The organism is Vibrio sp. 10N.222.55.A1 (genome assembly GCF_041473835.1).
GTDB lineage: Bacteria > Pseudomonadota > Gammaproteobacteria > Enterobacterales > Vibrionaceae > Vibrio > Vibrio crassostreae_C.
Map to the genome: position 1 here is coordinate 1 of NZ_JBFRSX010000033.1, position 26,434 is coordinate 26,434.

22 protein-coding genes, 2 tRNA genes and 1 pseudogene are annotated in these 26,434 nt (G+C 44.5%); 16 read left to right on the forward strand and 9 right to left on the reverse strand.

Going from position 1 to position 26,434, the window contains the following annotated elements; all coding sequences use genetic code 11:
- Positions 1-112: 112 nt before the first annotated feature.
- A tRNA-Ser gene (locus tag AB4493_RS09955) sits at positions 113-203 on the forward strand.
- A gap of 418 nt (positions 204-621) precedes the next feature.
- Positions 622-712, forward strand: a tRNA-Ser gene (locus tag AB4493_RS09960).
- Between the two features lie 75 nt (positions 713-787).
- Here AB4493_RS09960 and AB4493_RS09965 read toward each other — a convergent pair.
- Positions 788-2,914, reverse strand: a complete 2,127-nt coding sequence (locus tag AB4493_RS09965; RefSeq protein WP_372154932.1) for a methyl-accepting chemotaxis protein — start codon at positions 2,912-2,914, stop codon at positions 788-790.
- 193 nt (positions 2,915-3,107) lie between these two features.
- A complete protein-coding gene (locus tag AB4493_RS09970; protein WP_372122681.1) occupies positions 3,108-4,028 on the reverse strand; it encodes a histone deacetylase in 921 nt (306 codons plus the stop codon).
- A 110-nt stretch (positions 4,029-4,138) separates the two neighbouring features.
- On the opposite strand from AB4493_RS09970, the gene AB4493_RS09975 reads away from it, so the two are divergent.
- The 3 genes from AB4493_RS09975 to AB4493_RS09985 are packed head-to-tail and all read left to right on the forward strand — an operon-like array spanning position 4,139 to position 5,985.
- The gene (locus AB4493_RS09975; RefSeq protein ID WP_371699994.1) at positions 4,139-4,264 is read left to right on the forward strand and encodes a hypothetical protein; all 126 of its coding nucleotides are present in this window, start codon (positions 4,139-4,141) and stop codon (positions 4,262-4,264) included.
- A gap of 25 nt (positions 4,265-4,289) precedes the next feature.
- A complete protein-coding gene (locus AB4493_RS09980; RefSeq protein ID WP_372154934.1) occupies positions 4,290-4,976 on the forward strand; it encodes an SDR family oxidoreductase in 687 nt (228 codons plus the stop codon).
- Positions 4,954-5,985, forward strand: a complete 1,032-nt coding sequence (locus AB4493_RS09985; protein ID WP_372154935.1) for a DUF3080 domain-containing protein — start codon at positions 4,954-4,956, stop codon at positions 5,983-5,985. The genes AB4493_RS09980 and AB4493_RS09985 overlap by 23 nt, the downstream gene beginning before the upstream one ends.
- An 18-nt stretch (positions 5,986-6,003) precedes the next feature.
- On the opposite strand, the gene AB4493_RS09990 is transcribed toward AB4493_RS09985, so the two are convergent.
- From AB4493_RS09990 to AB4493_RS10000, 3 genes are all read right to left on the reverse strand, one after another.
- Positions 6,004-8,016 carry a DNA topoisomerase III gene (locus AB4493_RS09990; RefSeq protein ID WP_372154936.1) on the reverse strand — a complete coding sequence of 671 codons (2,013 nt, stop codon included), beginning with the start codon at positions 8,014-8,016 and terminating at the stop codon, positions 6,004-6,006.
- A 928-nt stretch (positions 8,017-8,944) separates the two neighbouring features.
- Positions 8,945-9,493, reverse strand: a complete 549-nt coding sequence (locus tag AB4493_RS09995; protein WP_017059376.1) for an NAD(P)H nitroreductase — start codon at positions 9,491-9,493, stop codon at positions 8,945-8,947.
- Between the two features lie 207 nt (positions 9,494-9,700).
- A complete protein-coding gene (locus AB4493_RS10000) occupies positions 9,701-11,710 on the reverse strand; it encodes an NADPH-dependent 2,4-dienoyl-CoA reductase (protein ID WP_017070327.1) in 2,010 nt (669 codons plus the stop codon).
- 279 nt (positions 11,711-11,989) lie between these two features.
- Here AB4493_RS10000 and sppA point away from each other — a divergent pair, with 279 nt between their 5' ends.
- Complete coding sequence (sppA, locus tag AB4493_RS10005) at positions 11,990-13,840, forward strand: signal peptide peptidase SppA (RefSeq protein ID WP_372154937.1); 1,851 nt, start codon at positions 11,990-11,992, stop codon at positions 13,838-13,840.
- 118 nt (positions 13,841-13,958) lie between these two features.
- Entirely contained in the window at positions 13,959-14,975 is a 1,017-nt protein-coding gene (ansA, locus tag AB4493_RS10010) for an asparaginase (protein ID WP_017063439.1), read from the forward strand.
- Positions 14,976-15,118: 143 nt separating this feature from the next.
- On the opposite strand, the gene AB4493_RS10015 is transcribed toward ansA, so the two are convergent.
- Positions 15,119-15,400 (reverse strand): YeaC family protein, encoded by a 282-nt coding sequence (locus AB4493_RS10015; RefSeq protein ID WP_010437067.1) that lies wholly within the window; start codon positions 15,398-15,400, stop codon positions 15,119-15,121.
- A gap of 113 nt (positions 15,401-15,513) precedes the next feature.
- Between AB4493_RS10015 and AB4493_RS10020 the strand changes: the two genes are divergently transcribed.
- On the forward strand, positions 15,514-16,320 hold the full coding sequence (locus AB4493_RS10020) for a DUF2989 domain-containing protein (RefSeq protein WP_372154960.1): 807 nt from the start codon (positions 15,514-15,516) through the stop codon (positions 16,318-16,320).
- A gap of 175 nt (positions 16,321-16,495) precedes the next feature.
- Here the strand turns inward: AB4493_RS10020 and msrB are convergent, their stop codons facing one another.
- A complete protein-coding gene (gene msrB, locus AB4493_RS10025; RefSeq protein WP_080582205.1) occupies positions 16,496-16,933 on the reverse strand; it encodes a peptide-methionine (R)-S-oxide reductase MsrB in 438 nt (145 codons plus the stop codon).
- A 319-nt stretch (positions 16,934-17,252) separates the two neighbouring features.
- On the opposite strand from msrB, the gene gap reads away from it, so the two are divergent.
- From gap to AB4493_RS10055, 6 genes are all read left to right on the forward strand, one after another.
- Complete coding sequence (gene gap, locus AB4493_RS10030) at positions 17,253-18,248, forward strand: type I glyceraldehyde-3-phosphate dehydrogenase (protein ID WP_017059382.1); 996 nt, start codon at positions 17,253-17,255, stop codon at positions 18,246-18,248.
- A gap of 242 nt (positions 18,249-18,490) precedes the next feature.
- Positions 18,491-19,375 carry a D-hexose-6-phosphate mutarotase gene (locus AB4493_RS10035; protein WP_372135679.1) on the forward strand — a complete coding sequence of 295 codons (885 nt, stop codon included), beginning with the start codon at positions 18,491-18,493 and terminating at the stop codon, positions 19,373-19,375.
- 111 nt (positions 19,376-19,486) lie between these two features.
- A complete protein-coding gene (rlmA, locus tag AB4493_RS10040; protein WP_017059384.1) occupies positions 19,487-20,302 on the forward strand; it encodes a 23S rRNA (guanine(745)-N(1))-methyltransferase in 816 nt (271 codons plus the stop codon).
- A gap of 75 nt (positions 20,303-20,377) precedes the next feature.
- A complete protein-coding gene (locus AB4493_RS10045; RefSeq protein ID WP_372127864.1) occupies positions 20,378-21,331 on the forward strand; it encodes a ChaN family lipoprotein in 954 nt (317 codons plus the stop codon).
- A gap of 276 nt (positions 21,332-21,607) precedes the next feature.
- Entirely contained in the window at positions 21,608-21,961 is a 354-nt protein-coding gene (locus tag AB4493_RS10050; RefSeq protein ID WP_017070749.1) for a hypothetical protein, read from the forward strand.
- Between the two features lie 122 nt (positions 21,962-22,083).
- Positions 22,084-23,970: a BCCT family transporter gene (locus AB4493_RS10055; protein ID WP_372154938.1), complete on the forward strand. Its 1,887-nt coding sequence runs from the start codon at positions 22,084-22,086 to the stop codon at positions 23,968-23,970.
- A gap of 105 nt (positions 23,971-24,075) precedes the next feature.
- Here the strand turns inward: AB4493_RS10055 and AB4493_RS10060 are convergent, their stop codons facing one another.
- Positions 24,076-24,513, reverse strand: coding sequence for a YcgN family cysteine cluster protein (locus AB4493_RS10060; protein ID WP_017059388.1), 438 nt, complete (start codon positions 24,511-24,513; stop codon positions 24,076-24,078).
- A gap of 159 nt (positions 24,514-24,672) precedes the next feature.
- Here AB4493_RS10060 and AB4493_RS10065 point away from each other — a divergent pair, with 159 nt between their 5' ends.
- Complete coding sequence (locus tag AB4493_RS10065; protein WP_248389634.1) at positions 24,673-24,921, forward strand: YkgJ family cysteine cluster protein; 249 nt, start codon at positions 24,673-24,675, stop codon at positions 24,919-24,921.
- 20 nt (positions 24,922-24,941) lie between these two features.
- Here AB4493_RS10065 and AB4493_RS10070 read toward each other — a convergent pair.
- Positions 24,942-25,283, reverse strand: a pseudogene (locus AB4493_RS10070) (DDE-type integrase/transposase/recombinase); the annotation flags it as partial.
- A 140-nt stretch (positions 25,284-25,423) separates the two neighbouring features.
- On the opposite strand from AB4493_RS10070, the gene AB4493_RS10075 reads away from it, so the two are divergent.
- Positions 25,424-26,389, forward strand: a complete 966-nt coding sequence (locus AB4493_RS10075) for a LacI family DNA-binding transcriptional regulator (protein ID WP_017070321.1) — start codon at positions 25,424-25,426, stop codon at positions 26,387-26,389.
- The last annotated feature ends 45 nt before the right edge of the window (positions 26,390-26,434 follow it).

A 26,434-nucleotide genomic window follows, 5' to 3' on the forward strand; every position in this document is an offset into this window, starting at 1 on the left:
CCGCGATGAACCTTTTTTATTGCCGTGAATGATTAGAAAACAAGCAACAAAACAAAATTATGAAAATTAAGGGTTTACAAGATCCTCCACCCCTTATATTATTCACGCCACTGGAGGGATGGCTGAGTGGTCGAAAGCACCGGTCTTGAAAACCGGCAACCGTTAATAGCGGTTCTAGGGTTCAAATCCCTATCCCTCCACCACTTTAAAGAAAGCCGCTGAGAAATCAGCGGCTTTTTTGCATCTGAAGCTTTTTAAAATATAAAGCTCATCTAACAAAACTCTCTACAGTCCCAGTTTCAAACCCATTCACTTTATACCTAGTTTTAAATTCCGATCTCACCGTTCTAAACTAAAAGTTCATGCGCCTAAGCCACTCCCCTCATAACTTTACCTGCAAGCCAATTAGATACTTTCTTTTTTAATAGCACAGAAACACTTCACGTATAACAAAAGTTGGGAATACTTGGCTTATTGAATATTAGATTTTGTCGGCTTCTTAATAAACCGAACAATAAATAATCATTCAGAACAAAAATACCAAAAAGCGTTCATAAAAAAAGCAGTCAGTTAATAAGGGTATTTACAAGCGAAAGCCACCCTTATATTATACGCGCCACTGGAGGGATGGCTGAGTGGTCGAAAGCACCGGTCTTGAAAACCGGCAACCGTTAATAGCGGTTCTAGGGTTCAAATCCCTATCCCTCCACCACATTAAAGAAAGCCGCTGAGAAATCAGCGGCTTTTTTGTATCTGGCGTTTGCGTAAAGAACTTACGTATTTTCCACTACGCCACCTTTCGGCTCACTTCAAAACGCCCAATCAATTGGTCTAAACGGCTCAATGCATTGCCCATCAAGGACACTCGACGTGCGAGTTGCTTAGTAGACAGTTGTAAGTCAGATATTGAACGTTGGGCTTTATCTGCCGTTTGTCCATTTTTCTGACTGTTTTCATCTAAGTTAGACATCGTGGTAAAGAGGTCACTCACCGCTGATTGAATTTGCTCACTGCGAGCATTTGAGTCGACTGTTAAGTTTCCTTTACTCACATTCTCGACACCTCGCTCCATGGACTCAACAGCACTGCGAGACTTACTATGCAGCTCTTTCATTAGGTCACTAATATGGTTAGCAGCTTGTGAAGTTCGGTCAGCCAGAGTTCTTACTTCAGAAGCGACGACAGAGAACCCTCTCCCGTGTTCACCTGCTCTTGCCGACTCAATGGCCGCATTCAAGGCCAAAAGGTTAGTCTGCGCGGTAATGTCAGTAATGATGTCTATAATGTCAGACACCTTAGTCATTTCATTATTCACCTCATTCACGCTATGCGCCGAGCTTTCTACGATATTGCGAACAATCTCCATGCCTTCGACGGACTGATTGTACTCCTTCTCTGCGCTCAGGACGGCTTGTTTCATCACCGTGTCCATTTGCGTTGCTGAGACACTCGCATGAGTAATTTCGCTCTGTTGATACTGACTCAACTGAAGCATATTGCTTAACGCTTGTGATGCATCATCACTGGTTTGCTTCATCACGACACTGCGACGAAACATCGATTCCGAAACCTCTCTAACTTCGTGACTCGCATGGATCAACTCACTCACCGTGTTATCTAAATTGTCGATAAAACTGTTAGTCCAGCGCCCTAAGTTGCCAAGTTCATTATGACTGAATGTGGTGGGATCAAGTCTCCGACTTAAGTTGCCATCACCTTCAGCTAAGGTCTGCATTACCCCGGTCATTTCATGAATCTTCTTCGCTAGTGGTTTGGCGCTAACTAAACGGAATAAGCCCAATGAAAGCAACGCGCAAGCGAACATAATGCCACTCTGCATAAAAGGTGTGAGTGTATAAAGGTTGGCAAACAGTAATGGAACAAATAGAGGCAGTAGCATGCAGCTGATAAAGTGCTTAGATAAGGTATAACTTAGACTTCGGTCTCTGTAGACCTCTTCTAAATCGGACTCACACATCATGCCAAAGGTATCTGGTGAACCATCCAATTGAAAAGTGATACCTTTGCCAATAACGGGTATGTGGCGATAGTCAGAATACCCCGGATAACCAATAAACAAGTTATTGCCATTTTTAATGGTTTCTCTTACGCCTGGGTGAAGCTGATTAGTGGCTGGGTCTGTAAAGCGAATCTCAAATTCGGTGTGGTGCTGGATCTTAACCGTTCCCCAATCAGTATGAATCCCTTGCTTTAAGTTCTCGCCGTGTGAAAAGGTATTATCTTCAAAGCGAGAACGAGAGAGCGCAACACCCGGCTGAGTATGAGGATCATGAATGGAGTCGACCATAAAGATATAGTTATCACCCGACTCGCTATAAATATGCCCCGCTTCTCTTTGAATAATGTCACCAATAACATCATTTGGAACACGACCACATAGGAATTGCGGCGCCCCTTCATCCCGAGAAAAGGGGACATAAAACATCAGCGTTATTTGGTCATGAAACGATGAACTCGAAGCCCCTACGTTCAACGTGCGCTGATCCATATACGGCCCATGCAGATAACGCTTTGAAGCCCCTTCAACTAAAGCCTTCTTGTCTCCAAGGTTAACCCCTACATGCTCATGATAACTCGATGCTTGTGCTATCCCCTTAGCATCGACGATCGCCAACTCAGAAAAATCCGTACTGCGTTTAAGAAGGCTAGATAACGTCCCCTGTGCTTGCTCTTCCGTTCGACTTGCCAAATAAACAGCAGAGTCTTCTAAAAAGTCCCATTGATTCTTGACCCAGTTATGCAGAAGTTGAACTCGCGTGTGAGCAATACTTTCAAAAGCTTGTTCAAGCTCCTCCGTCCTACTTCGATTGAAGAAACAAGCTCTGCGCATAGCCAGTTTTCCTGTTGCGCCAAACCAATTAAGCCAACTACGTTCCTTGTCCGTCAGGTTCATTTTTATCCCTTGTGTTTTTATAGACACATGGGTCAAGCAATTTACAGACCACAATTAACCACACAAATACGTAACTAATTAATAAAAAAGTACTTTATATGAGTCACAATGGTGCAAGCGTGTCTTTTATGGTGCAAAAGGCGCTTATTTCACACCATCATTTCAATGAACTATCAGCCGCTAATTTGAGAGGTTAACCGTGAACATGATAGGCCGCTTTTAACAGCTGCATGTGAATCGGCACCAGATCTTGGTGTTTAGTGCGGTACCCGCCACCGACTACGCAAGCCATCGGAATAGACTCTGATTTCGCTAATTCAATCATGAAACAGTCGCGCTCAAATATCCCTTGTGTCGAGACATTCAAATAACCCAGTTCATCGTCTTGATGAATATCTATCCCCGCATCATAAATAATCAGATCAGGTTGATGGTGAGCAATCGCTAACTTAGTGACTTGTTCAAAACAACGTAGGAACTCTTCATCTTCTGTTTCACGACTTAATGGCACATCTAAATCGGATAGCGGCTTTCGTGCAGGGAAGTTTTTATCGCAGTGGAACGACAGAGTAATGATGTCGTCGTTGTCTTGGCAAAGAGTTGCTGTGCCATCACCATGATGAACGTCGCTATCAACGATCAGCACTTTATCGATATGTTCAAAGGTCAGCGCGTGTTTTGCCGCTAAAACCAGATCGTTCAACAAACAAAAGCCACTGCCAAAATCATGATGCGCATGATGATAACCACCACTCAAATGAATCGCTAAACCAGTCTCTATTGCCATTTCAGCGGCCAAGCAGGTTCCACCACTTGAGTAGAGTGTTCTTTCGATAAGTTGTTCACTCCAGGGGAAACCGATACGTCTCATCTTTGCTGCGGGCAAATTACCAGAAACAAGCAAATCCACATACTCACTATCGTGAACCTGTTTTACCTGTTCAACCGAAACTGGCGTTGGTTGGAACATTTCAAACTGACTCTTCCATAGAGGATCTCTATCCATTAATGCTTCAACGGCACTGTGTAACAACTGATATTTGTTAATCGGGTAACGGTGACCTTCTGGTAAAGGTAACTGCGAATAGATTGGGTGGTAAATTAAAGGAATCATAATCAGGTTAATTGCGTATCTTTCTCAAAATCATAACAGTCTCAGCCTAGGCGACAACCTTAATTGATGATAATAGTTATCATTATCTTAGCTTTAAAAAAGAGACAGCAATGAAAAACCTAATACTCATCTTTGGGGTGATCTGCGGCTCAGCGGCAGCAGTAATGATTTTTGTAGGAATGCTAATGGCCAGTTGGTGGAGCGTTGATTTTCTCGTGTTAAGCCATCAAACTTAACTAATTGAACTGAAAAGGAATCACCATGAGCGTTATTTTTATTACTGGAGCGAACCGCGGCATTGGCTTAAGCCTGACTCGACAATACTTGGAAAGTAATCACAAGGTGTACGCGACTTATCGTGATGACAATTCAGCAAAAGAACTGCTCTCACTCGCAGACCACAACACCAACCTTACCTGTATTCAATTAGAGATAACCGATTACCAAGCAGTAAGCCAACTCCCTTCGCAAATAGAGTCGATTGATATCTTGATCAACAACGCTGGCTACTATGGCCCTAAAGGCTACGGGCTGGGTAATACCGATGTTGAAGAGTGGCGTCGTGTATTCGAAGTCAACACCATCGCTCCACTAAAGCTTGTCGAAACGCTATTGCCTTTACTCAAAGACAGCGATATCAAAAAGGTCGCTTGTTTATCCTCTAGAGTCGGCAGTATGTCAGAGAACACCTCAGGCGGCGGTTACATCTATCGCTCCTCTAAAGCCGCTCTAAACTCCGTGGTGAAGAGCCTAAGCAACGACTTAACCGATGATGGCTTTACGGTGTTAGCACTGCATCCAGGTTGGGTGCAGACTGAAATGGGTGGCCCTAATGCTCTGATCGACACCGACACTTCAGCTTCCGGCCTGATTGAAGTCATCGAGTCAGCGAATACCGAAGTGAGTGGTCACTTCTTCAGTTTCGATGGCAGCGAAATTGACTGGTAATCCACAGATGAATGCAGGGCATCTCTCAAACCTAGTTAAGCACTCAACGCTGTTTTGTCTAACAGTGATGCTAGCTGGCTGTTTCAGTGATGGCCCCGGCGACTTGTTCGACGACTATCAATCAAAGATAGCCAGAGTACAAGATGCTGACGAGATAATAGAGGAATGGGAATTTGAAAGCCTACCGAGAAAACGAGAACTGCTGCTTGACGTGCCCTCACTCTCTATCGGCCTCATCGACAGCTACCAGCTTCGTCAGTGTGGATTGTTCAATCTGATTGCAGAAAGAAATTCGGTTCTGGGCAAGGTCGCGGATGAGTTTCGTAATTACGATTATCAAGTCGCGCTACTTGAAGGCGTGGGCAAGTGTTTATCCAGTAATGAATTAGACCCAGAGATCGTAGAATTACTAAGAGAAATTGAGCAACAGAAACTCGCACAGTTTCCACTGCATCAATGGAATCTCATCTATGCCAGCGATGCTATGCAGTCACAAATGCGGGGTAGTCAGTGGTTACGCGCTGATATAGGCGATCAGGTACGACAAACCAGTGATGCGTTAGAACACATCAATCAAGCGTTAAACACATCGCTCGTTTCCGGCAAAACCACTGAGGTTCAAGAAGTATTAGAGAAGAGTTCGACCCTTGGGGATTTATACTACTCGCTCGCTCGGGCGTCAGTTGAGCTTGATACCATCACCAAACAGCTGACAACTTTTGATGACAAGATCATCTGTGGTAAACAACGAGACACCACTAAGTTCCGCTATCTCAACAATGTGTTCGAGCAACAATACATAGGTAAGGTTCAGCCTTACATGGCGCAACTGGATGGCTACTATCAGCACATAGCCCCGCAACTAGGAATGTTTGACGCGCAACCTGAACTGCACAGTTATTACTTTCCCATCCAAGATGCACATCAAGCCTTTCGATCATCCACTCGTCGCCATGTTGACTATTGGCAGCAACTGTTTAAACGTTGTGGCCGTAAAGTCGGTCGCTAATCCTAACCTCAATAAGTCTTAGCTTTTAGTGCTCTTTTTAGCGGAAGTACCTTTCTTAGCGTACGAACCATTCTTAGCATACGAACCGTTCTTGGCATAAGACTTCTTCGCACCGCCACCTTTACGGCGTTTGAAGGCAGGTCTCTCGACTTTAGGAAGGTGGCGGAGTGATTCAGGAACTTCTCCCGTTTTTACTTTACCCATTAAACCATCAATCTTGCTTTCTAACGCTTGCATGAAAGGCTGATACGCTTGATTTCGTTCTGCCATGCCTTGCAGCTGGTGCTCCCAATGTGCCGTCATGTCTGGGAAGGTAGAATCCTCAGGTAAGGCATGAATCAAGCCTCTGCCCGCAGGGCTACTGTGAATACTCTTACCTTGGCGCGTTAGCAGCTGCCTTTTGAATAGAGTATCTAGAATACCCGCACGGGTTGCTTCTGTGCCAAGGCCATCGGTTTCTTTCAAAATGCCTTTGAGATCTTTGTTCGCAACAAAACGCGCGATACCTGTCATCGCTTGAAGCAATGTCGCTTCCGTGAAGTGTTTTGGTGGCTCAGTTTTCTTATCACCAATCACGCCTTCACGGCACGTCAACACCGTACCTTTATCCAATGGAGGAACCGTATCCGTGCCATCCCCTTTTTCTTCGGTATCCGTTTTACCCATCAACACCTTCCAACCCGGGTTGATAAGCTGACGCCCTTTTGCGATGAACACGCCACCAGCGATATCAAAGACCAGCTTAGCATCAGCAAAAACCGCAGGTGGGTAAAACTGCATTAGATACTGACGAGCGATTTGCTGATAGATTTTCATCTCGTTGGCAGACAGGCCGTTCACCGATGACTTCTTCGGAGTAGGAATAATCGCGTGGTGAGCATCGACCTTACTGTCGTTCCATGCTTTTGATTTAAGAGAAAGGTCCGCACCTTGAGCGCCACTTTGCAGCTCTTTCGCATTGTTAGCGATAGCATCAACGATCGATTCTCGCTGCGAGTAGTGCTCTTTAGGTAGATAGCGGCTATCAGAACGTGGGTAAGTGATGAGTTTGTGTTTCTCGTACAATGACTGACACGTATCTAACACCTGTTGAGCACTCATACCAAAACGCTTAGACGCATCAATCTGCAAGGCTGACAGCGAGTAAGGCAGTGGCGCAGCTTGTTTACTTTGCTTTTGCTCTGATTCCGTCACCGTCGCGGGTTGATTCGCAATTCGGTTAGCCACATTCTCAACCAGCTTTCGATTGAGCACGCGCCCTTCTTCATCTTGCCATGGTTTACATGCTTCGCTTGGCTTCCAACGCGCACGAATATCAAAGCTCTGGCCGTGATTTTGATAAGGGAGCAAAGCGTGCAAAGTGAAGTAATCTTTCGGAATAAAGTTTTCGATCTCTTCATCGCGCCTTACCACCAAACCAAGTACAGGCGTTTGTACTCGCCCGACCGACAACACACCTTGGTAGCCAGCCTTTTGACCGAGTAAGGTATAAGCACGAGTCATGTTCATGCCATACAGCCAATCGGCTCTAGAGCGTGCCAAAGCTGAAATTGATAGTGGGATAAAGTCACGGTTGCTGCGCATTTGGGAAAGTGCACGTTTTACGGCAGGTAAGTTCAAGTCGCTGATCAATAACCTGTCCATCGACTCTTTCTTAGCCTTGGATACTTTGCAGTAATCAATCACTTCATCAACCAGCAGCTGCCCTTCTCTATCCGGGTCTCCGGCGTGAACAATTTGAGTGGCGTCCTTCAATAGCTTTCGGATCACCGTGAGCTGTTTGCTTGAAGTCTTACGCGGTCTTAGCTGCCATTGCTCCGGCACGATAGGAAGATCGGCTAAATTCCACTTCTTATAACGGTCGTCATAAGCATCCGGCTCAACCTGCTCCAATAAGTGTCCAATACACCAAGTCACCACATCCCCATTGCCACATTTGATAAACCCTTGGTCTTTCTTTTGTGGATTAGGTAGTGCAGCGGCGATCGCGCGGCCGAGGCTTGGTTTTTCAGCAATAATAAGGCGAGACATGTTTTTCCAGATGCTACAAACAATTAGGGCCACATTATCTAATGTGGCCCTAATAAATCAAGAAAAACTGGTTGTTTATACAGTTAGCATTCAAAAAACTACTGACTACCAAATATGCACTACTTAAAACATGCCTTATACAAACTTTCGTAACTAGCTGCCTTGTTTTGAATCTACCAATGACTATGCGGCCACAGCCTATAATGGCTCTAGAAAAAGCAACGATTTTTACACTATATTATTGGTTTTATTTATTTTTTCCTAAAGAGAGAACTAGCGTAATAATATTGAATTGATCTTATTCAGCGTTCTCTTTTTATTGATCTGAATCAAAACTAAAAGTTGGTGGTTCTCGTTAAATACGACACAAGAAAGCAGATAAGTAACACAAAATAAAGGACAAAAAAAACAAACGAACACAACATGTTGTACTAAGGACAAATCGAATTACGGGAGGTAAGATGCAAGAATCTAAGCAATAAAAAAGCCCACACAAAGGCGGGCTGATTTATCAGTCACATACACGTTTTTAGCAAGAAGATTGCAGTCTTCTGAACTGAGAGTACGATGACGTAGTACATTAATAATCATATCAAAGTTCACGCTAAAGACAACATTCGACAATCGCATAACAAAGGCGGTGTTTATGAAGTTGATTGAGTTAACAACTGTTTTACTCAACGTGGCAAGAACAATCTACTATCTTGTGCTTATACCACTCATCATGTTGGACTTAACAAGTACGCTAACAGTCTAGTGATCGAATCAGCCCCTAGTGGGCTGTATCACTGCTTGCTTTCATGAAGTCCTGTCTAGCAAGGTTCTTTCTAAAAATGATGTGCTGCACTGAATATTCAACTCAATAGAATTCATAACCAACAAGTTCACAATTCCCCACAGACCTAAGTCATTTTCAACGTAGTGCTCTTTATAAGAACTCAACAAACTTAGAGAAGTCGCGTTCTGGTACCTTCATTGGCGTACAGCCCGGAGTGCCTAGGTATAGGAAGCCAACAATTTCATCGTCGCCTTCTAGGCCAAATGCTTGGTGTACTTCTGGGTGGAACATCCATTTACCTGAACGCCAAAAGCCTTGGAAACCTTGTGCAACTGCAGCCATTTGCATCGCCTGTGCCGCGCAACCTGCAGAGAGGTGTTGTTCGATAGCAGGCACTTTCTCGTGCTCAGTTACTTTGGCAATCACGGTGATCACCATTGGAGCTCGAAACGGCGCTTTTTTTACTTTCTCGATAACCGCTTCTTCGCTGTCATCCGCTTCAGCGGCGCGCACCAAGATGTCTGAAAGTTTTTGTAGGCCTGAACCTTGCGCGATAACAAAGCGCCAAGGTGTTAGTGCTCCGTGGTCTGGAGCACGCAGCCCTGCTTTGATGATGTTTTCTAACGCCACACCTTCAGGTGCCGGATCAGAGAGTTTTGCGATTGAGCGTCTGTTGAGCAATAGATCCAAAGCATCCATTTGAAGTCCTTACTATTTCTTTATTATTTGTATACTTGAACTTTAGCACAGAATACAAACGATAATAAATCTCAACGGCTGTCCATTTAGGCTAGATTAGAAACAATAAAGGCTCCTAAATCTATGACTTAGGAGCCTTGTTCAAAATCTAACTCAGCAAATTAAGTAACAATATCTACTGATAAGATTACAGTTTGATAGCTGATTCTATAACTTAATCGCTAGCTCAACACCTTGACGAATTGCGCGTACTGCATCCAATTCACCCGCGTAATCGGCGCCGCCTATCACATGCAGTTTGCCACCAAACTCTTGCCACATGTCTTCGAATGGACGAACTGACACCTGACCTGCACATACGATAACCGAGTCAGCATCCAGCACCTGCTCTTTCTTACCAACGCTGATATGCAGACCTTGGTCATCAATCTTGTTGTAGCTCACGCCACCCAGTAGATTAACACCGCGTTTTTCTAGTGTGCGTTTGTGAATCCAGCCTGTAGTTTTGCCCGGACCTTTACCAACACGACCCGCTTTACGCTGCATCACCCACACCGTTTTATCGCTGAATGAATCAGGGTAAGGGTAAAGTCCGCCTGGGTGTTCCATATTCTTATCGATGCCCCACTCATGCAGCCAATCGTCTAGGCTGTGTGAAGTCGGTTCTGTCAGCATGGTTGCCACATCGACACCAATACCACCAGCACCAACAATCGCGACCTTTTCGCCTACTGGTGTCTTTTCACGAATCAAGGTTTGGTAATCGACCACGTTTTCTTGGTCAATGCCCTCAATATCGAGCTTTCTTGGCTCTACGCCAGCCGCCATCACGACTTCATCGTACTTCAACAACATCTCAAACGTTGCTTCGGTATCCAGTTTCAGATTCACGCCGGATGCATCGATTTGGTTAGCAAAATAACGAATCGTTTCTCTGAACTCTTCTTTGCCCGGTATCTGCATTGCTAATCTAAACTGGCCGCCGATACGGTCATTTTTCTCAATCAAGTCAACCTTGTGTCCACGCTGCGCTAAAGTCGTTGCACAGGCTAAACCGGCTGGGCCTGCGCCGACAACCGCAATGGTCTTAGTCGCTTGCGCTGGCTGAACAACAATTTCAGTCTCGTAACACGCTCGTGGGTTCACCAAACAGCTCGCTCGCTTACCCTTAAACACGTTATCAAGACAAGCTTGGTTACAGCCGATACAGGTATTGATGAACTGCGCTTGGTCTTGAGCGGCTTTATTAACAAAGTCCGGATCTGCCAAGAATGGACGCGCCATTGATACCATGTCGGCCTGCCCAGAGCTAAGAATACGTTCAGCCTCTTCTGGCGTATTAATTCGGTTACATGTCACCACTGGGATCGACACGTATGGTTTCACTTTTTCCGTCACCCAAGAGAATGCACCACGTGGTACTTGTGTCGCGATAGTCGGAACACGCGCTTCATGCCAACCGATGCCGGTATTGATAATAGTCACGCCTGCTTCTTCCAGCTTTTGAGCCAATAGAACAACATCTTCAAAGGTGCTGCCTTGCTCAACCAAATCCAGCATCGACAGTCGGAAAATAATAATGAAGTCGTCACCCACTGCTTCGCGAATCGATTTAACAATCTCCAGCGGGAAACGCATGCGCTTCTCATAAGAACCGCCCCATTCGTCGTAACGCATATTGGTACGTTTACAGATGAATTGGTTAATCAAGTAACCTTCAGATCCCATAATCTCAATGCCGTCGTAACCCGCGACTTGGGCGAGTTCGGCACTGTTGGCAAAGGCACCAATGGTCTTTTTAATCTGACGAGGGCTCATCTCACTTGGAGCGAACTTAGCGATAGGCGCTTTAATGCCAGACGCACTTTGCGCAAATGGGTGCATCGCATAACGACCTGCATGCAACAATTGAAGCGCAATTTTACCGCCGTGCTTGTGGACGGCTTCGGTAACAACTTGGTGCGCTTTAGCGTGCTTTACTTTACTGAATTCAGCACTGAATGGGGTTAATCTGCCACGTAAATTAGGAGAGAAACCACCAGTAACAATAAGACCAACGCCTCCTTTTGCTCGCTCTTCATAAAATGCGGCGAGTTTGTGGAGACCTTCTTTATTTTCTTCTAAACCTGTATGCATTGATCCCATCAATACACGGTTACGTAACTGGGTAAATCCAAGATCGAGTGGTTCAAGTAAATGTGGGTACATGGCAGACATCACTTCTATTATTTTATCCTTGTGGTCTGACCACAGTATAGTTCAATTACCAAAAGTTCAAACAGCCGTTTACATTTTTGTAACACCGATCATAATGCTGCACGTATTAATCGTTCAGAAGCCCTTAATTTGACTACACTTAATGAGAATATATATCGATTAACAATTCTTGGTGTAGTTTGAGCTTGGGAATTATCGTAGGATACTAAGCAGTTCATATTATTGAGATTAATGGTACTACGGCTTGTTAAAGCGACGTGATCTCACTGCGGAGACAGAATGAAAAAAATATTCAAATTTATAGGCATGTTCTTTAAAGGGATTTGGAAGCTCATTACGTTTGTACGTCTTGCGCTGGTTAACCTAGTCTTTTTACTCAGTATCGCCATCATCTACTTTGTGTACTTCCATTCAGATACGGCTCAACCGACGGTTCCTCAGGATTCGGCTTTAGTGCTTAATCTGTCTGGCCCTATTGTGGAACAAAGCCGCTATATCAATCCGATGGATTCGGTCACAGGTTCACTACTTGGCAAAGACCTTCCAAAAGAGAACATCCTGTTTGATATCGTTGAAACGATTCGCTACGCAAAAGACGATGACAAGGTTACTGGTATCGTTTTAGCACTCAAAGAGCTGCCAGAAACCAACCTGACCAAGCTGCGCTACATTGCTAAAGCATTGAATGAGTTCAAAGCATCAGGCAAACCGATTTATGCGGTGGGTGACTTTTACAACCAAAGCCAATACTACCTAGCCAGCTACGCAACTAAGGTATTCCTGTCACCAGATGGTGGGGTTCTTCTTAAAGGCTATAGCGCTTACTCGCTTTACTACAAAACGTTGTTAGAGAAACTAGACGTCAACACGCACGTGTTCCGTGTAGGCACTTATAAGTCAGCTATCGAACCTTTCATTCGTGATGACATGTCAGACGCAGCGAAAGAGTCCGCTTCTCGTTGGTTAAGCCAACTATGGGGTGCGTACGTTGATGATGTCAGCAATAACCGTCAGATCGATGCTAAGACACTGAACCCAAGCATGGACACGTTTTTGAAAGAACTTGAGTCTGTGGACGGTGACATTGCAAAACTGGCTGAGAAACTTGGCTTAGTGGATGAGTTAGCGACACGCCAACAAGTTCGACTAGAGCTTGCTGATGTTTTCGGCAGTGATGGCCAAGACAGCTACAACGCGCTTGGTTACTACGAATACCGTGCAACCATGCTTCCAGACATGACCAGTGAATCACACGACGTCGCTGTGATTGTTGCCAGCGGCGCTATTATGGATGGCAAGCAACCACGTGGCACCGTTGGCGGAGATACCACTGCAGCCCTACTTCGCCAAGCACGTAACGACGACAAAGTGAAAGCGGTTGTACTTCGTGTCGATAGCCCAGGTGGCAGTGCCTTTGCATCTGAAGTTATCCGTAATGAAATAGAAGCAATCAAGCAAGCGGGTAAACCGGTTGTTGTGTCGATGTCGAGCCTTGCTGCTTCGGGTGGTTACTGGATCTCGATGGGTGCGGATAAGATCTTAGCTCAACCAACCACACTAACGGGTTCGATTGGTATCTTCAGTGTTATCACCACCTTCGAAAAAGGGCTGAATGATATTGGTGTCTACACAGATGGCGTTGGTACCTCACCTTTCTCAGGTCTTGGTATTACAACTGGGCTTAGCGATGGCGCGAAAGACGCGTTCCAAATGGGCATTGAAAACGGATACCGCCGATTCATCAGCCTAGTTGGAGAAAATCGCGGTCTGGAAGTCGATGCTGTCGACAAGATTGCTCAAGGTCGAGTTTGGACAGGTCAAGATGCGATTCAGAAAGGCTTAGTCGATGAGATTGGTGATTTCGATGATGCGGTTGCAGCTGCGGCTTCACTTGCAGAGCTTGAAAGCTACAACATCTACTGGGTAGAAGAGCCACTTTCGGCCACTGAACAATTTATTCAAGAATTTATGAACCAAGTTCAGATGTCGATAGGCCTAGATATTCAATCGATGATACCAAGCAGTTTACAGCCTGTTACTCAGCAGTTAGCTCAAGATAGCCAGCTGTTAGGCAACTTTAACGACCCACAAGGCCGATACGCTTTCTGCTTAAATTGCCAAGTTCAATAAGTTGAGCCAATAACTCAATGACTAAGGGGTACCTCTGTGTGAGGTGCCTCTTTTTATTGCATGATAATTCGCTATAATCGCCCCCCTGTTCCCTACATCACACTAAGTATTAATCGCCATGGAAAGAAAACACATCTATATCGCGTACACCGGCGGCACAATTGGCATGCAGAAGTCTATTGACCACGGCTATGTTCCAGTCGCAGGTTTCATGGATAAGCAGCTAGCTGGCATGCCTGAATTCCATCGCCCAGAGATGCCTAAGTACACCATTCACGAATACTCTCCATTAATGGACTCTTCAGATATGACGCCACTTGATTGGCAGACTATCGCTGATGACATTCGCGCGAACTATGATAAGTACGATGGTTTCGTTATCCTGCATGGCACAGACACTATGGCTTACACTGCCTCTGCACTGTCTTTCATGCTTGAAAACCTCGGCAAACCTGTGATTGTTACGGGCTCTCAGATCCCACTAGCAGAGCTTCGTTCAGACGGACAAGCAAACCTGCTGAATGCGCTACACATTGCCGCAAACTACCCTATCAACGAAGTGACACTGTTCTTCAACAACAAGTTGATGCGTGGTAACCGCAGCACAAAATCACACGCAGATGGCTTCAATGCGTTTACGTCTCCAAACCTGAATCCATTGCTAGAAGCGGGTATCAATATCCAACTTAGCAATAACGTAAAGGTAAACGAACAACCTAAAGGTGCTTTCAAGGTTCATAACATTACTCCGCAACCTATCGGCGTAATCACAATGTACCCAGGCATCTCACACGAAGTTATCCGTAACACGCTATTACAACCTGTTAACGCGATGATTCTGCTTACTTTCGGTGTGGGTAACGCACCACAAAACCCAGAACTGCTTCAGCACCTGAAAGATGCCTCAGAGCGCGGTGTTATTGTGGTGAACCTAACTCAATGTTTGGCTGGTAAAGTCAACATGGGTGGTTACGCGACAGGTTGTGCACTAGCAGAAGCGGGCGTGGTGAGTGGTTACGATATGACACCAGAAGCGGCACTGGCGAAGTTGCATTATCTATTAAGCCAAAACCTAGGCTACGAAGAAGTGAAGGCTCAGATGCAACAAGTATTGCGCGGTGAGATGAGCTTATAACCTGTTCAAGGATTCACGTTAAAGCCAGTTATTCTATGAAAGTAACGGCGGCTTAACGTGAACTAAATCGTTTTATTGCTTATAAATAAAAGAGTTAAACTAAAAGGGGTGGCACATTGCCACCCCTTTGTTGTAATTTAAGCTTAATGATTCGGGTTAACCCTAACAATGTCTTCTTGATCTGACTTAAACTGTTTCTTTAGTTCAGACTTAGATTTAAAGCTAATCTCACCACCAGCTGCAATTGTCATATGTTGAGCTTCAGAGTTATGTTTAGATTGGTATAACATAACCGCTTGCATACACGAGTCGCGCTGTTCTTTTGAGAGCGCCGTACCTTCTGGCCATTTACCCGTTTCAACTGCGTAGGTTAAACGTTCGTAGACCTCGGGTGTCATTGCGCTAAGAAGTTGTTCTGCATCCATGGTAAAGCCTTAGTTTTAACAATTTTCACCAGAAAATAACCCGTAACAGAATTGAGTCAAGAACCTGACCAATAATAAGTGCATCTGATCACAAGTGAAGGAATATGAAAATTATGAAATGGTTGGCGATTAGCCTATTGCCTTTCACTCTGGTTGGGTGTCTTGAAGGGAACAAAAATACCGATCAACTGTGCCAAAGCAATCCGGGTCTTCAGTGTGAACAATTGAACATGAACGATGGGCAATGTCGTGTCGCACGTACCGACCTCATCTGGCATCGATTTGAAGTTCAGAAGCAACCCACCGAAATCAACAAAATTAAAGAATTCGAATTAGTCACTGCCTACAAAAAGTGCCTAGAGCTCGCGGCACAGATCGAAACGATCGATCAATCTAAGCTGCAAGAGCGTCGCTTTACCTCTTTAATGCACAGTATCGAAGAGTCTGAGCGCATTGTTGATGAGCTATCGAAATCTGATACACCGGAAACGCTTTACTTCTTGTGGGCGCAAACTGGGGACACCAATGCCAGACGCAGTTTCCTACAACTAGAAGGCTCTGAAGCGTTAAACACAGCTGAGATGCAATATGCCTTGGCAACCTTCTATACCACCCGCAATCATATAAAGACACTTAAGCTACTCAATAATGCGCTAACGCTTTCTAATGGCTCGGTAGCCAACACTGAAATCTTCAAGTCGATGGCCAGTATCAACCACAGCCTGGGACATATGGAAAAAGCGTACGTTTGGGCAATGGTTGCCAAAGACTTTGACGTGCCGATTGCTTCTGAAGCCGAGCTCACGGTGTTGTACCATTTCGACAAGGCAACCTATAAGCAGCTAAATAAAGACGCAGATAACATCGTCGAAGCGATTGAGGATGGAATTTACAGCCCTTCAATCGTCCCGAGTTACTGATCGCTTCATTTATAGTGTTCTTACTTAAGCTTCTTATTCACCTGCTTTCAAATAAAAACAGCTACCTTTTTGGTAGCTGTTTTTATTTGTACTAGAGTTAAATCTGAAATCTTGGGCGTTTCAGCATTCCTAAATCGACAAATGCGACCTGTAAGGATTAGACAATAGTTACAAGTTATTTCGTACTTTCGTCATTTTTGTTGAAAATTAACGACACTGAATTAACACAGAACCGTTCACCTGTGGTCTTCGGGCCATCTGGAAAAACGTGACCTAAATGGCTATCACAGGCGGTACAACGGATCTCTACACGCTTCATTCCGTGACTTAGATCTTCTATATAGCGTACTGCTTCATCATTCACTGGGGCATCAAAGCTTGGCCAACCACACCCAGAGTCATATTTGTTATCCGACAGAAACAAAGGGCTTTCACAGCATGTGCAGCTATAGACGCCAGTCTTATGGTTGTGCAGTAACTTGCCGCTATATGGGGCTTCAGTACCACGCTCACGACACACTGAAAATTCGTCGTCCGTTAGGCGCTCACGCCAGTATTCATCAGGCTTTATCATATTTCCTCCCTTTTGAATCACGTTAATATCTCTCCACATTCTCAGTTATTATATTTACTTTTTTCTATAAAGGCTTGCATATGAGTCGTTTTGTAGCACATACTTTCTCACCAGGAAACATTGTACATATACACTCATAAGTGAATCATCATTTAGGGGTATTTTACCCAACTGGAAGGGTACAGAGCCACTTGCAATGGTCAATTTTCAACCACTTACACCCAATTGTTAAGAAAAGCGTCGCTTTTTTTTGACATTAAACAAGTTAAGTCGGATTATCTATTGCAGATGTATACTGGATTCTGTAATTTTACTACCAGTTATCTTTAATCAGAAATTAAGTTGTGGAGCAACTACAATGACTATCAAAGTAGGTATTAACGGTTTTGGCCGTATCGGCCGTTTCGTATTCCGCGCAGCTCAAGAGCGTGCAGACATCGAAGTAGTAGGTATTAACGATCTAATCGACGTAGAGTACATGGCATACATGCTTAAGTACGACTCAACTCACGGCCGTTTCAACGGTACTGTTGAAGTTGAAGGCGGTAACCTAATCGTTAACGGTAAAACTGTACGTGTTACAGCTGAGCGTAACCCAGAAGACCTTAAGTGGGATGCTATCGACGTAGACGTAGTTGCTGAAGCAACTGGTCTTTTCCTAACTGACGAGACTGCACGTAAGCACATCACTGCTGGCGCTAAGAAAGTAGTTCTTACTGGTCCTTCTAAAGATGCAACTCCAATGTTCGTAATGGGCGTTAACCAAGCATCTTACGCTGGTCAAGACATCGTTTCTAACGCTTCTTGTACTACTAACTGTCTTGCACCTATCGCTAAAGTACTTAACGATAAGTGGGGCATTGAGTCTGGTCTTATGACTACAGTTCACGCTACTACAGCAACTCAAAAAACTGTAGATGGCCCTTCTGCTAAAGACTGGCGCGGTGGCCGTGGTGCTTCTCAAAACATCATCCCATCTTCAACTGGTGCTGCTAAAGCTGTAGGCGTTGTTCTTCCAGAACTAAACGGCCTTCTAACTGGTATGGCTTTCCGTGTACCAACTGCTAACGTATCTGTAGTTGACCTAACAGTTAACCTAAAAGAAGCTGCATCTTACGAAGAAATTTGTGCTGCAATGAAAGAAGCTTCTGAAGGCGAAATGGCTGGCGTTCTTGGTTACACTGAAGACCAAGTAGTATCACAAGATTTCATCGGTGAAGTTCAAACTTCAGTATTCGATGCTAAAGCTGGTGTTGCTCTAACTGACAAATTCGTTAAAGTTGTATCTTGGTACGACAACGAAATCGGTTACTCAAACAAAGTTCTAGACCTAATCGCTCACATCTCTAAGTAATTTCTTTTTAGAAATCGCTTTAGATAAGCATTAGCGAAGGCTGTTTTGAGCAGACTTTGAAAAAGGCGACCTTAGTGTCGCCTTTTTAATGCCTGCTATCTTTTAAACCGCGTCTGTCTAAGCTCATCAAGATAGCCCAAACGCAAAATTCAATTCTAATACTGACTCTGCTTGTTACTCATGAAAACACAAGCATCACTCTAGTCAGCATTTGAATTCAATTTCCTTAGAAGGATCATGTAATGGATTTATCTACTCTACCTGCACTGGCGGTACTTTCTGACAACGTCACTATCGTTGAACACGAAGGTGTAAAACTGGTTCGCGTTATCCACGATAAAGCAAACGCAGCGATTTCACTGTTTGGCGGCCATGTGGTGTCATTCCAACCGCAAGGTCAAGAAGACCTAATTTGGATGAGCCAACAAGCTAAGTTCGATGGTAAAACGGCTCTGCGTGGTGGTATTCCAGTATGTTGGCCTTGGTTTGGCCGCATTGCAGCACCAGCACATGGTTTTGCCCGTTCAAGTGAATGGCAATTGGTTGAACACCGTGAAAGCGAAGCTGGCGTGATTGTTAGCTTAGGTCTGAAGCCAAGCGAAGAGACGCTAGCAGTATGGCCTCATCAGTTTGATGCTCGCTTGAATGTTGAGATCGGCGAACAACTAAAAGTAACGCTGGACGTGAAGAACACTGATTCTCAGCCATGGACTTTCTCTGGTGCACTACACACTTACCTAAACGTTGGCGATATCCACAACACAACCACCACTGGTATGGGTGCTGAGTACATTGATAGCCTGCAAGGTGGCAAGATCTGCCAAGGTGGATCTGAACTGGTACTGACCGACACGATTGACCGCGTTTACACGCAACCAGAAGCGCAAATCTTTGTTGCTGACAAGAAGCTGGATCGCACGCTAACAGTTGAAAACCACGGTCATAACTCTGCAGTACTGTGGAACCCGTGGGCAGAAGGCGCTGCAAGTATGGGCGACATGCAAGACGATGGTTACCTAACTATGATGTGCGTAGAATCAACACTGCACGCGCCAAGCCTAGAAGCCGGTAAAACACTCCGGCCGGGTGAAAACCACCAACTGATCACTGTGATTAGTGCCCAATAACCGTATAAATACAGTTATAAAAAACGATTTTTGAGCGGCTTTATGTCGCTCTTTTACTTTTTGGTTTTAGCTCGTTACACTTGCGCTGTCTATTCTCCTTTAGAGGTCTCCATGACTTACCAATGCCCTTTGTGTCACCAACCTTTATCTCAAAACGATCGTACGTTTAAGTGTGAAAAGAACCATCAGTTCGACCTAGCGAAAGAAGGCTACGTCAATTTGATGCCTGCGCACCACAAACGCTCAAAAGATCCAGGTGACAACAAAGAGATGATGCAGGCACGTCGTCGCTTCCTTGAAGGTAACCACTATGACCCAATGCGCCAAGCGGTGGTGACGTTGTGTTCTCGCTATCTACCAGAAGAGACGCCTAGCCTATTGGATATTGGTTGTGGCGAAGGTTATTACACCAACGAAATTGCTGTGAATCTTCAAGAAAAGAAAGGGGCTACTTTTGGCCTAGACATTTCTAAGATTGCTATCAAATACGCCGCTAAACGCTACCCTGCTGTCGACTTCTCAGTTGCATCAAGCCATCGCCTACCCTTTGCTGAAAACAGCTTAGACGGAATTCTACGCATTTACGCGCCTTGCAAGGCTGAAGAGTTACAACGCACCATCAAAGATAATGGTGTGGTGATCACCGTGACACCAGCTAGCCGACACCTGTATCAACTGCGTGATGCAATTTATGATGGCGTTCGCTTGCACGACGAAGATCCAGAAGTGATCGAAGGTTTTACGCTTGAGCATCAAGAGCAACTAAACTATATGATGGAACTATCGGGGTCAGATGCATTCGACCTGCTACAGATGACGCCGTTTGCTTGGAAGGCGAGTGAAGAGTTTAAACTACAACTCACCGAGGCAGAGCAATTCAACTGTGAAGCTGACTTTATGCTGCGAGTGTACCGCAAACAAATTTAATTGATATTGATTATCGTTTGCATTGAAATCTTATCTTGCCTCCTTTAGTATGCGTGTTCTTCAAGGAGGCATTTCATGCAACGTATTATTCTTATCGGATTAGCTACTCTTCTCACGGCTTGTGCTAGTCAACCTGCAAAAGACACTTCTCAAAAAGTGGCTCAAACGGAATCCGTTTCCACATTCTATGACTACCAGTTCGCTTCTCCACAAGGCGAAACACTTTCTCTCGATGCATTACCCGAGCAGCTGATTGACGCTGATGTGGTTCTAATTGGCGAATGGCACACGCATTCTGCCATTCACCGCTTCCAAACCGACTTCTTAAAAGCGCGCCGCAACGCAACATCAAACATTGCGCTTTCAATGGAACAGTTCACTCGAGAGCACCAAGCCACACTTGACCAATACTTAAACGGCGAAATTGGCGAACAAATTCTCATGTCTCAAGCGGCAGCTTGGCCAAATTACGAAAGTGATTACCGCGCGTTAGTTGAGTTCGCAAAAGCCAACGACGTCGATGTTATTGCGGCAAATGCACCAAAGCCATTCGTGCAGTGTATTGGCCGTAAAGGATTGCCTTACCTAGACCAATTATCGACCGAGCAACGCCAATGGATTGCTGCCGAAGTGGATACTGGCGATAGCCCTTACAAAGAAAAGTTCATGGCTTCTATGCATCACGGTACGCCAGAGCAAACAGAAAAGCAGTTTGCCGCTCAGGTTACCTGGGACGAAACCATGGCTGAGTCGATTGTGGATTACCTAGCATCAAACCCTGATAAACAAGTGATTCACGTGGCTGGCAAGTTCCACACCGAGGGTGGTTTAGGGACGGCGGCATCAATTCTACGTCGTAACCCTGATTTAAAAATCACCATCATCAGCCCGGTTGAAGCGATCTCATCGGATAGCGGTGATTATCAGCTTGAAGTGCTTTCGCCGCCGGCTCGCTTTGTAAAGAAAGAGAACCGAATGAAGGCATACAAGCATCTGTCAAAACGTAGCGCTAGCCTAGAGTGTGAGTAGGATCTGTTGATCCACTCTTCTAAGCTAAAGAGTCGATGGGCTAATCCTAGATAATTAGCCCATCGTCACAACTTGATCACGTTCCCGTCATTCATCCTAACTCTATCTAAAATCAAACATTCTTATCGGCACAAGACTTGCTTAGTAAATAGACGATTTAACCAAGCAGACGAAAATGTAATGTGCGAATAAAAAAACATCAATATCGATGATTAATTGCACAAGTTTTTCACACCTCTGCCGATACTATATTTAAGGATAGGTAAGGAGAGCTATATGACGCCAGTAGGAACGAGTAATACTCAGCTGTATTCGCCTTCGCAGATGAACGCTAAGAGTTCAGCTAACGAAGCTGAAAAGCCTACACCGCTTAAGGTTGAGCAAAATACGGTTAAGCTTTCTGATGAAGGCAAAGCACTCTTATCTGCCCTAAAAGAAATTGATAAAGAAGCGAAGAAAGTCGAAGCAGAAAACGCGACAGTTACCGATAAAGTTGAGTCATTCGCTCATGGTGCCTTGGGTATGGATCACCCAGATAAGATTGAAGAAGAAGATGATGGTTCTTATTCAGCGGGGCAATACCTGTCCGCAGCGGCAACCGTAGGCGGTATTCTTCTCGCACTCATTTAGCCTTGCCAACCTATCGCATTCTCTAGAATAAAAGCGATTTATCGTTACGACAATAGACCCGATTAGGTCTAAAAAACGAGTTCATTCCATAATTCCGCTCTCATTTTAATGGAATAATACTCGTGAAAAACACTTTTGAGCTTATCGATAAGCCAACCTTTTTTGGTGCTATAGCACTCCTACTCACGATAGTTTTCCCGCTCATTTTGTTCCCTGCACAGGGCGCAGACTGGATTGCGGTTGCGAAAACATTCATGACTGATCAACTCGGATTCCTGTATCTTGCTCTAGGTCTCGCAGCCTGTGCATTTATGGTGTACGTAGTATTCAGTGATATGGGACAAATTAAACTGGGCGAAGCTGATGAAGAGCCTGAGTTTAAAACTGCATCATGGGCTGCCATGCTATTTTGTGGCGGTATCGGTGCAAGTATCTTGTATTGGGGCTGTATTGAGTGGGCTTACTACTACCAATCACCGCCTTTCCAACTAGAACCTGGCAGTGAAGAAGCAGTACGCTGGGCTGCGACCTACGGCCTATTCCACTGGGGACCAATCGCATGGTCTATCTACCTAATCCCGGCAATTCCTATCGCTTACTTCTTCTACGTACGTAAACAACCTGTTCTAAAGATTTCAAGCGCATTAATGCCTGTTCTTGGTGAACACCGTAGTAAAGGCGTACCAGGAAAGATCGTTGATATCCTATTCATTTTCGGTCTATTAGGCGGCGCTGCAACAACATTAGGTTTAGCCGCTCCTCTGATCACTGAAGGTCTAAATCACCTATTTGGTCTACCTAAAAATAACCTAACGCAAGTGATGGTGCTTTTAGTGTGTACTGCGATTTTTGCTTACTCATCTTATGCTGGATTGGAAAAAGGCATCAAGATCCTAAGTAACATCAACTTCTGGGGTGCGATGGGTCTACTGGCTTTCGTTCTGATCGCGGGTCCAACAATCTTCATGTTAGAAACAGGCTTAGACTCAATTGGTCGTCTACTGTCTAACTTCTTCGTGATGGCAACGTGGGCTGAACCATTTGGTGGTTACGGTACATTCGAAAACACTCACTTCCCACAAGACTGGACGATTTTCTACTGGGCATGGTGGCTAGTATTTGCACCGAGTATGGGTCTGTTTGTTGCGCGTATCTCTCGCGGCAGAACCATCAAACAAATGGTGTCAGGGTCGATCTTCTTTGGTTCTCTAGGTTGTTTCCTGTTCTTCATGATCTTAGGTAACTACGGCCTATCACTGCAGCTTTCTGGTGAGCTAGATGTCGTTGCCATTTTGAATGCGGAAGGCGCAACCAAAGCTATCTTCTCGATGCTTGCACAATTGCCAATGAGCACGCTGGTTATCGCTGTATTTACAATGCTGTGTATCATTTTCACGGCAACAACATTTGACTCTATCTCATACATCCTAGCGTCTGTTGTACAAAATAACGTGACCGAAGAGCCAATGCGCTGGAACCGTATGTTCTGGGCATTTACTCTGTCGTTCTTACCAACGATTCTAATGTTCTTAGGCGGTCTAAGTACGCTACAAACGGCGGCGATTGTTGGTGGCTTACCACTGCTTGCTATCTCTGTGATGCTGATGATTTCAGCGGTTCGTGCGACTAACCTCGACCTACGCCATCAAGATGCGTATATCGAGCCAACGATCAACATCGAAGAACTGCCAGACATGGACCCTTGGTCTGCTGAAGGTATGGCGTTGGCTCAGTTTGAGAAAGAAAGAGATGCAGCACAAGAAGCCGCAGAACTTGAGCGTGTTGCTTACACAGAACTTGCCGCAGTGAAGAAAGAAATTCGCGCTTATGTGTTAGAACAAGGTTCACAAATGGAAACTCACGAGTTACCAGAGAACCTACAACAAGCACTTGAGCAGGCCGAGAGTAATCTTAGTGCCGCACAAGCGAAAAAGATCGAGTTATCTGAGCAAACTCAGAATGCTCGTATCACGTTCAATCAGGTGGTTGCAGACTTACCGCTTGCTTGACATTAGCCATGACACAGTCCATTGATTTGGACCCTCCTAAATACGACAAAGGCTCACAGAAATGTGAGCCTTTTTTTATTCGGGTGATTGACTAGTCTTCGTTAACTAGCGGTTCGGGTGGTTCAAGATGTGATCTTCCCAATCGACAACATCGATTTCGTATACCACTTTGTTACGAACGCTTTCACCTGCTGCATGCATCTCTGTTTTTGATCCGGTGATCAACGGGTGCCATTCAGGAATCGGCTTAGATTCTGATAAAAGGCGGTAAGCACAAGTGTCTGGTAGCCAGTGAAACTCATCGATCTTGTCACGAGTCAGCTTCAAACACTCTTCACCTGAAGTGAAGCGGTTCGGGTAATCTTTACACGAACATGTTTTGTCGTTTAACCAGCTACACGCCACATTGGTGTAGTAAACTTCATCGCTATCTTCATCCATTAGTTTATGTAGGCAGCACTTACCACAACCGTCGCAAAGTGATTCCCACTCATTCTCGGTCATCTGTTCTAGTGTCTTTTCTTGCCAAAATGGATTCGTCATAGGATTACTTCTTACTCTTTTACTGGGGTGCGTGTTATACCGCTAGCCCATAAAAAGTTCAAGGATAATAATTGTTCATTCTTTGATTCAATCAACAGCTGTCACTCTCATCATTTTTTGCTACTATCGCGCACCCTGTTATTTAGTGAGTTTAATTTGATGGAATGTCGCCTAGGTTGTGGAGCATGCTGTATCGCTCCAAGTATTACATCTGCTATTCCTGGAATGCCTAATGGTAAGCCTGCTGGGATACGCTGCATCCAATTAAATGAGCAAGATCTCTGCAAATTATTTGGTCAACCTTCACGCCCGAAGGTATGTCACCAATTCAAAGCTTGCCCTGTCATTTGTGGTAAAACCGACCAAGAAGCCCTTGATAACCTGATCGAGTTAGAAGCTATTACCTAAGCGTATTAGCCCTTTTCTATATCCCAGCAATTTCTTTTCCTACTCATACTTTGCTTTAGGTTATAGGTGCTTATGAGGCCTCAATAGTCTTTCAAACAATACTGACTACCTCGCTATGAGTAATAACCGTTTCAGGAAACTCTCGGCGAAATAAAGCCATCGATAAGACATCACAGATCAATGAGGCCTTTATTCTCGTACCCATAAACCAACCAATAACTTGCCTTGAATAAAGGTCAATAATGGCAACTAATTATAGCCAATATTTGTTTGTAGCTACGTCGGTGATATCTCCTGCCCATTTTTAAATTAGCAGTCGTTGCACTGAAGACCTGAGCGAGCAAGGCCGTAACTACGGGTATTCAGTTCAGGTCAAGAAGTGGACAATATCTTATAAACTTGAAGTACTATGTGTATATCATCAGGTAGCGTTTTTATTTACTTTGTTGTCAGCCAATATATTGGATAATATGGCAATAATACATTATGGAAGGAAAATGTGATGAGTAAAAAAATGACCATGGCGGAGATTTCAAGACAGCTTGGAATTTCAACAATGACCGTGTCACGTTACTTTAATGACGGTTATGTCTCGGCTGAAAATCGCCTTAAAATTGATGCTATCGTCAAAGAAAATCATTATACCCCTAATATATTTGCTCGTTCCATTCGTAGCCAATCTAATATTATTGGTTTCGTTGCTCCTCGCATTGAGTCATATACAACTAGTTTAGTAATTAAAGGGGCACTGGCGGCTGCCAATGAATCACAAGTACGAATGCTTTTTCATGCCTCAGGGTTTAACCATGAGTCAGAATGCCAAGCTGTGAGAGAGTTTAATGGCTTAAATGCATTGGGCACTATTATTATTGCTTCAAAGCACAGTGTCGAAGAGACGTTTTATCAAACCTTAGACAATGTGTTATTTATTGGTAAAAACACCCCCCACCATTGCTGTTTATATTACCCCGACCATGCTGCAATTAAAGCACTCGTTTCCCAAACCATCACTCAGTTAAAACAACAGCAGGCACCGCTGGCAGCCGTACATTATATTTATGATGAGCGTATGCTTTCCAGCCGTACTAAGTTGATGCAAGCCACCATTACTGACACCGTCCCTGAGTTGAATTTTTCACTACAAGCTCTAGCCAACTCGGAGGACAAAGCCGGCTACCAGGCAATTCAATTACAGCCTAATCATGTCTACTTTTGTGCCACCGATAATATTGCTATTCGTTTATATCGTCGCGCCAAAGAACAGCAACTCAAGATTGGTCATAACTTATGGATTGTAGGCATGGGTGACTATGACTACAGCGATTTGTTAGTCCCAAGCCTGACTACTGTCGCTTTTAACTACTATCAAGTGGGCTACCAAGCTGTCAAAAAATTGCTCAAGCGCGATTTCAGTTCCGTTGAAGGCACATTCGACATAAGAATGAGAGAAAGTTCACAGTTTCTCTGAAATTGTATTGAGTCCAAATAGGTTCCATTTAACACTATGTGTTAA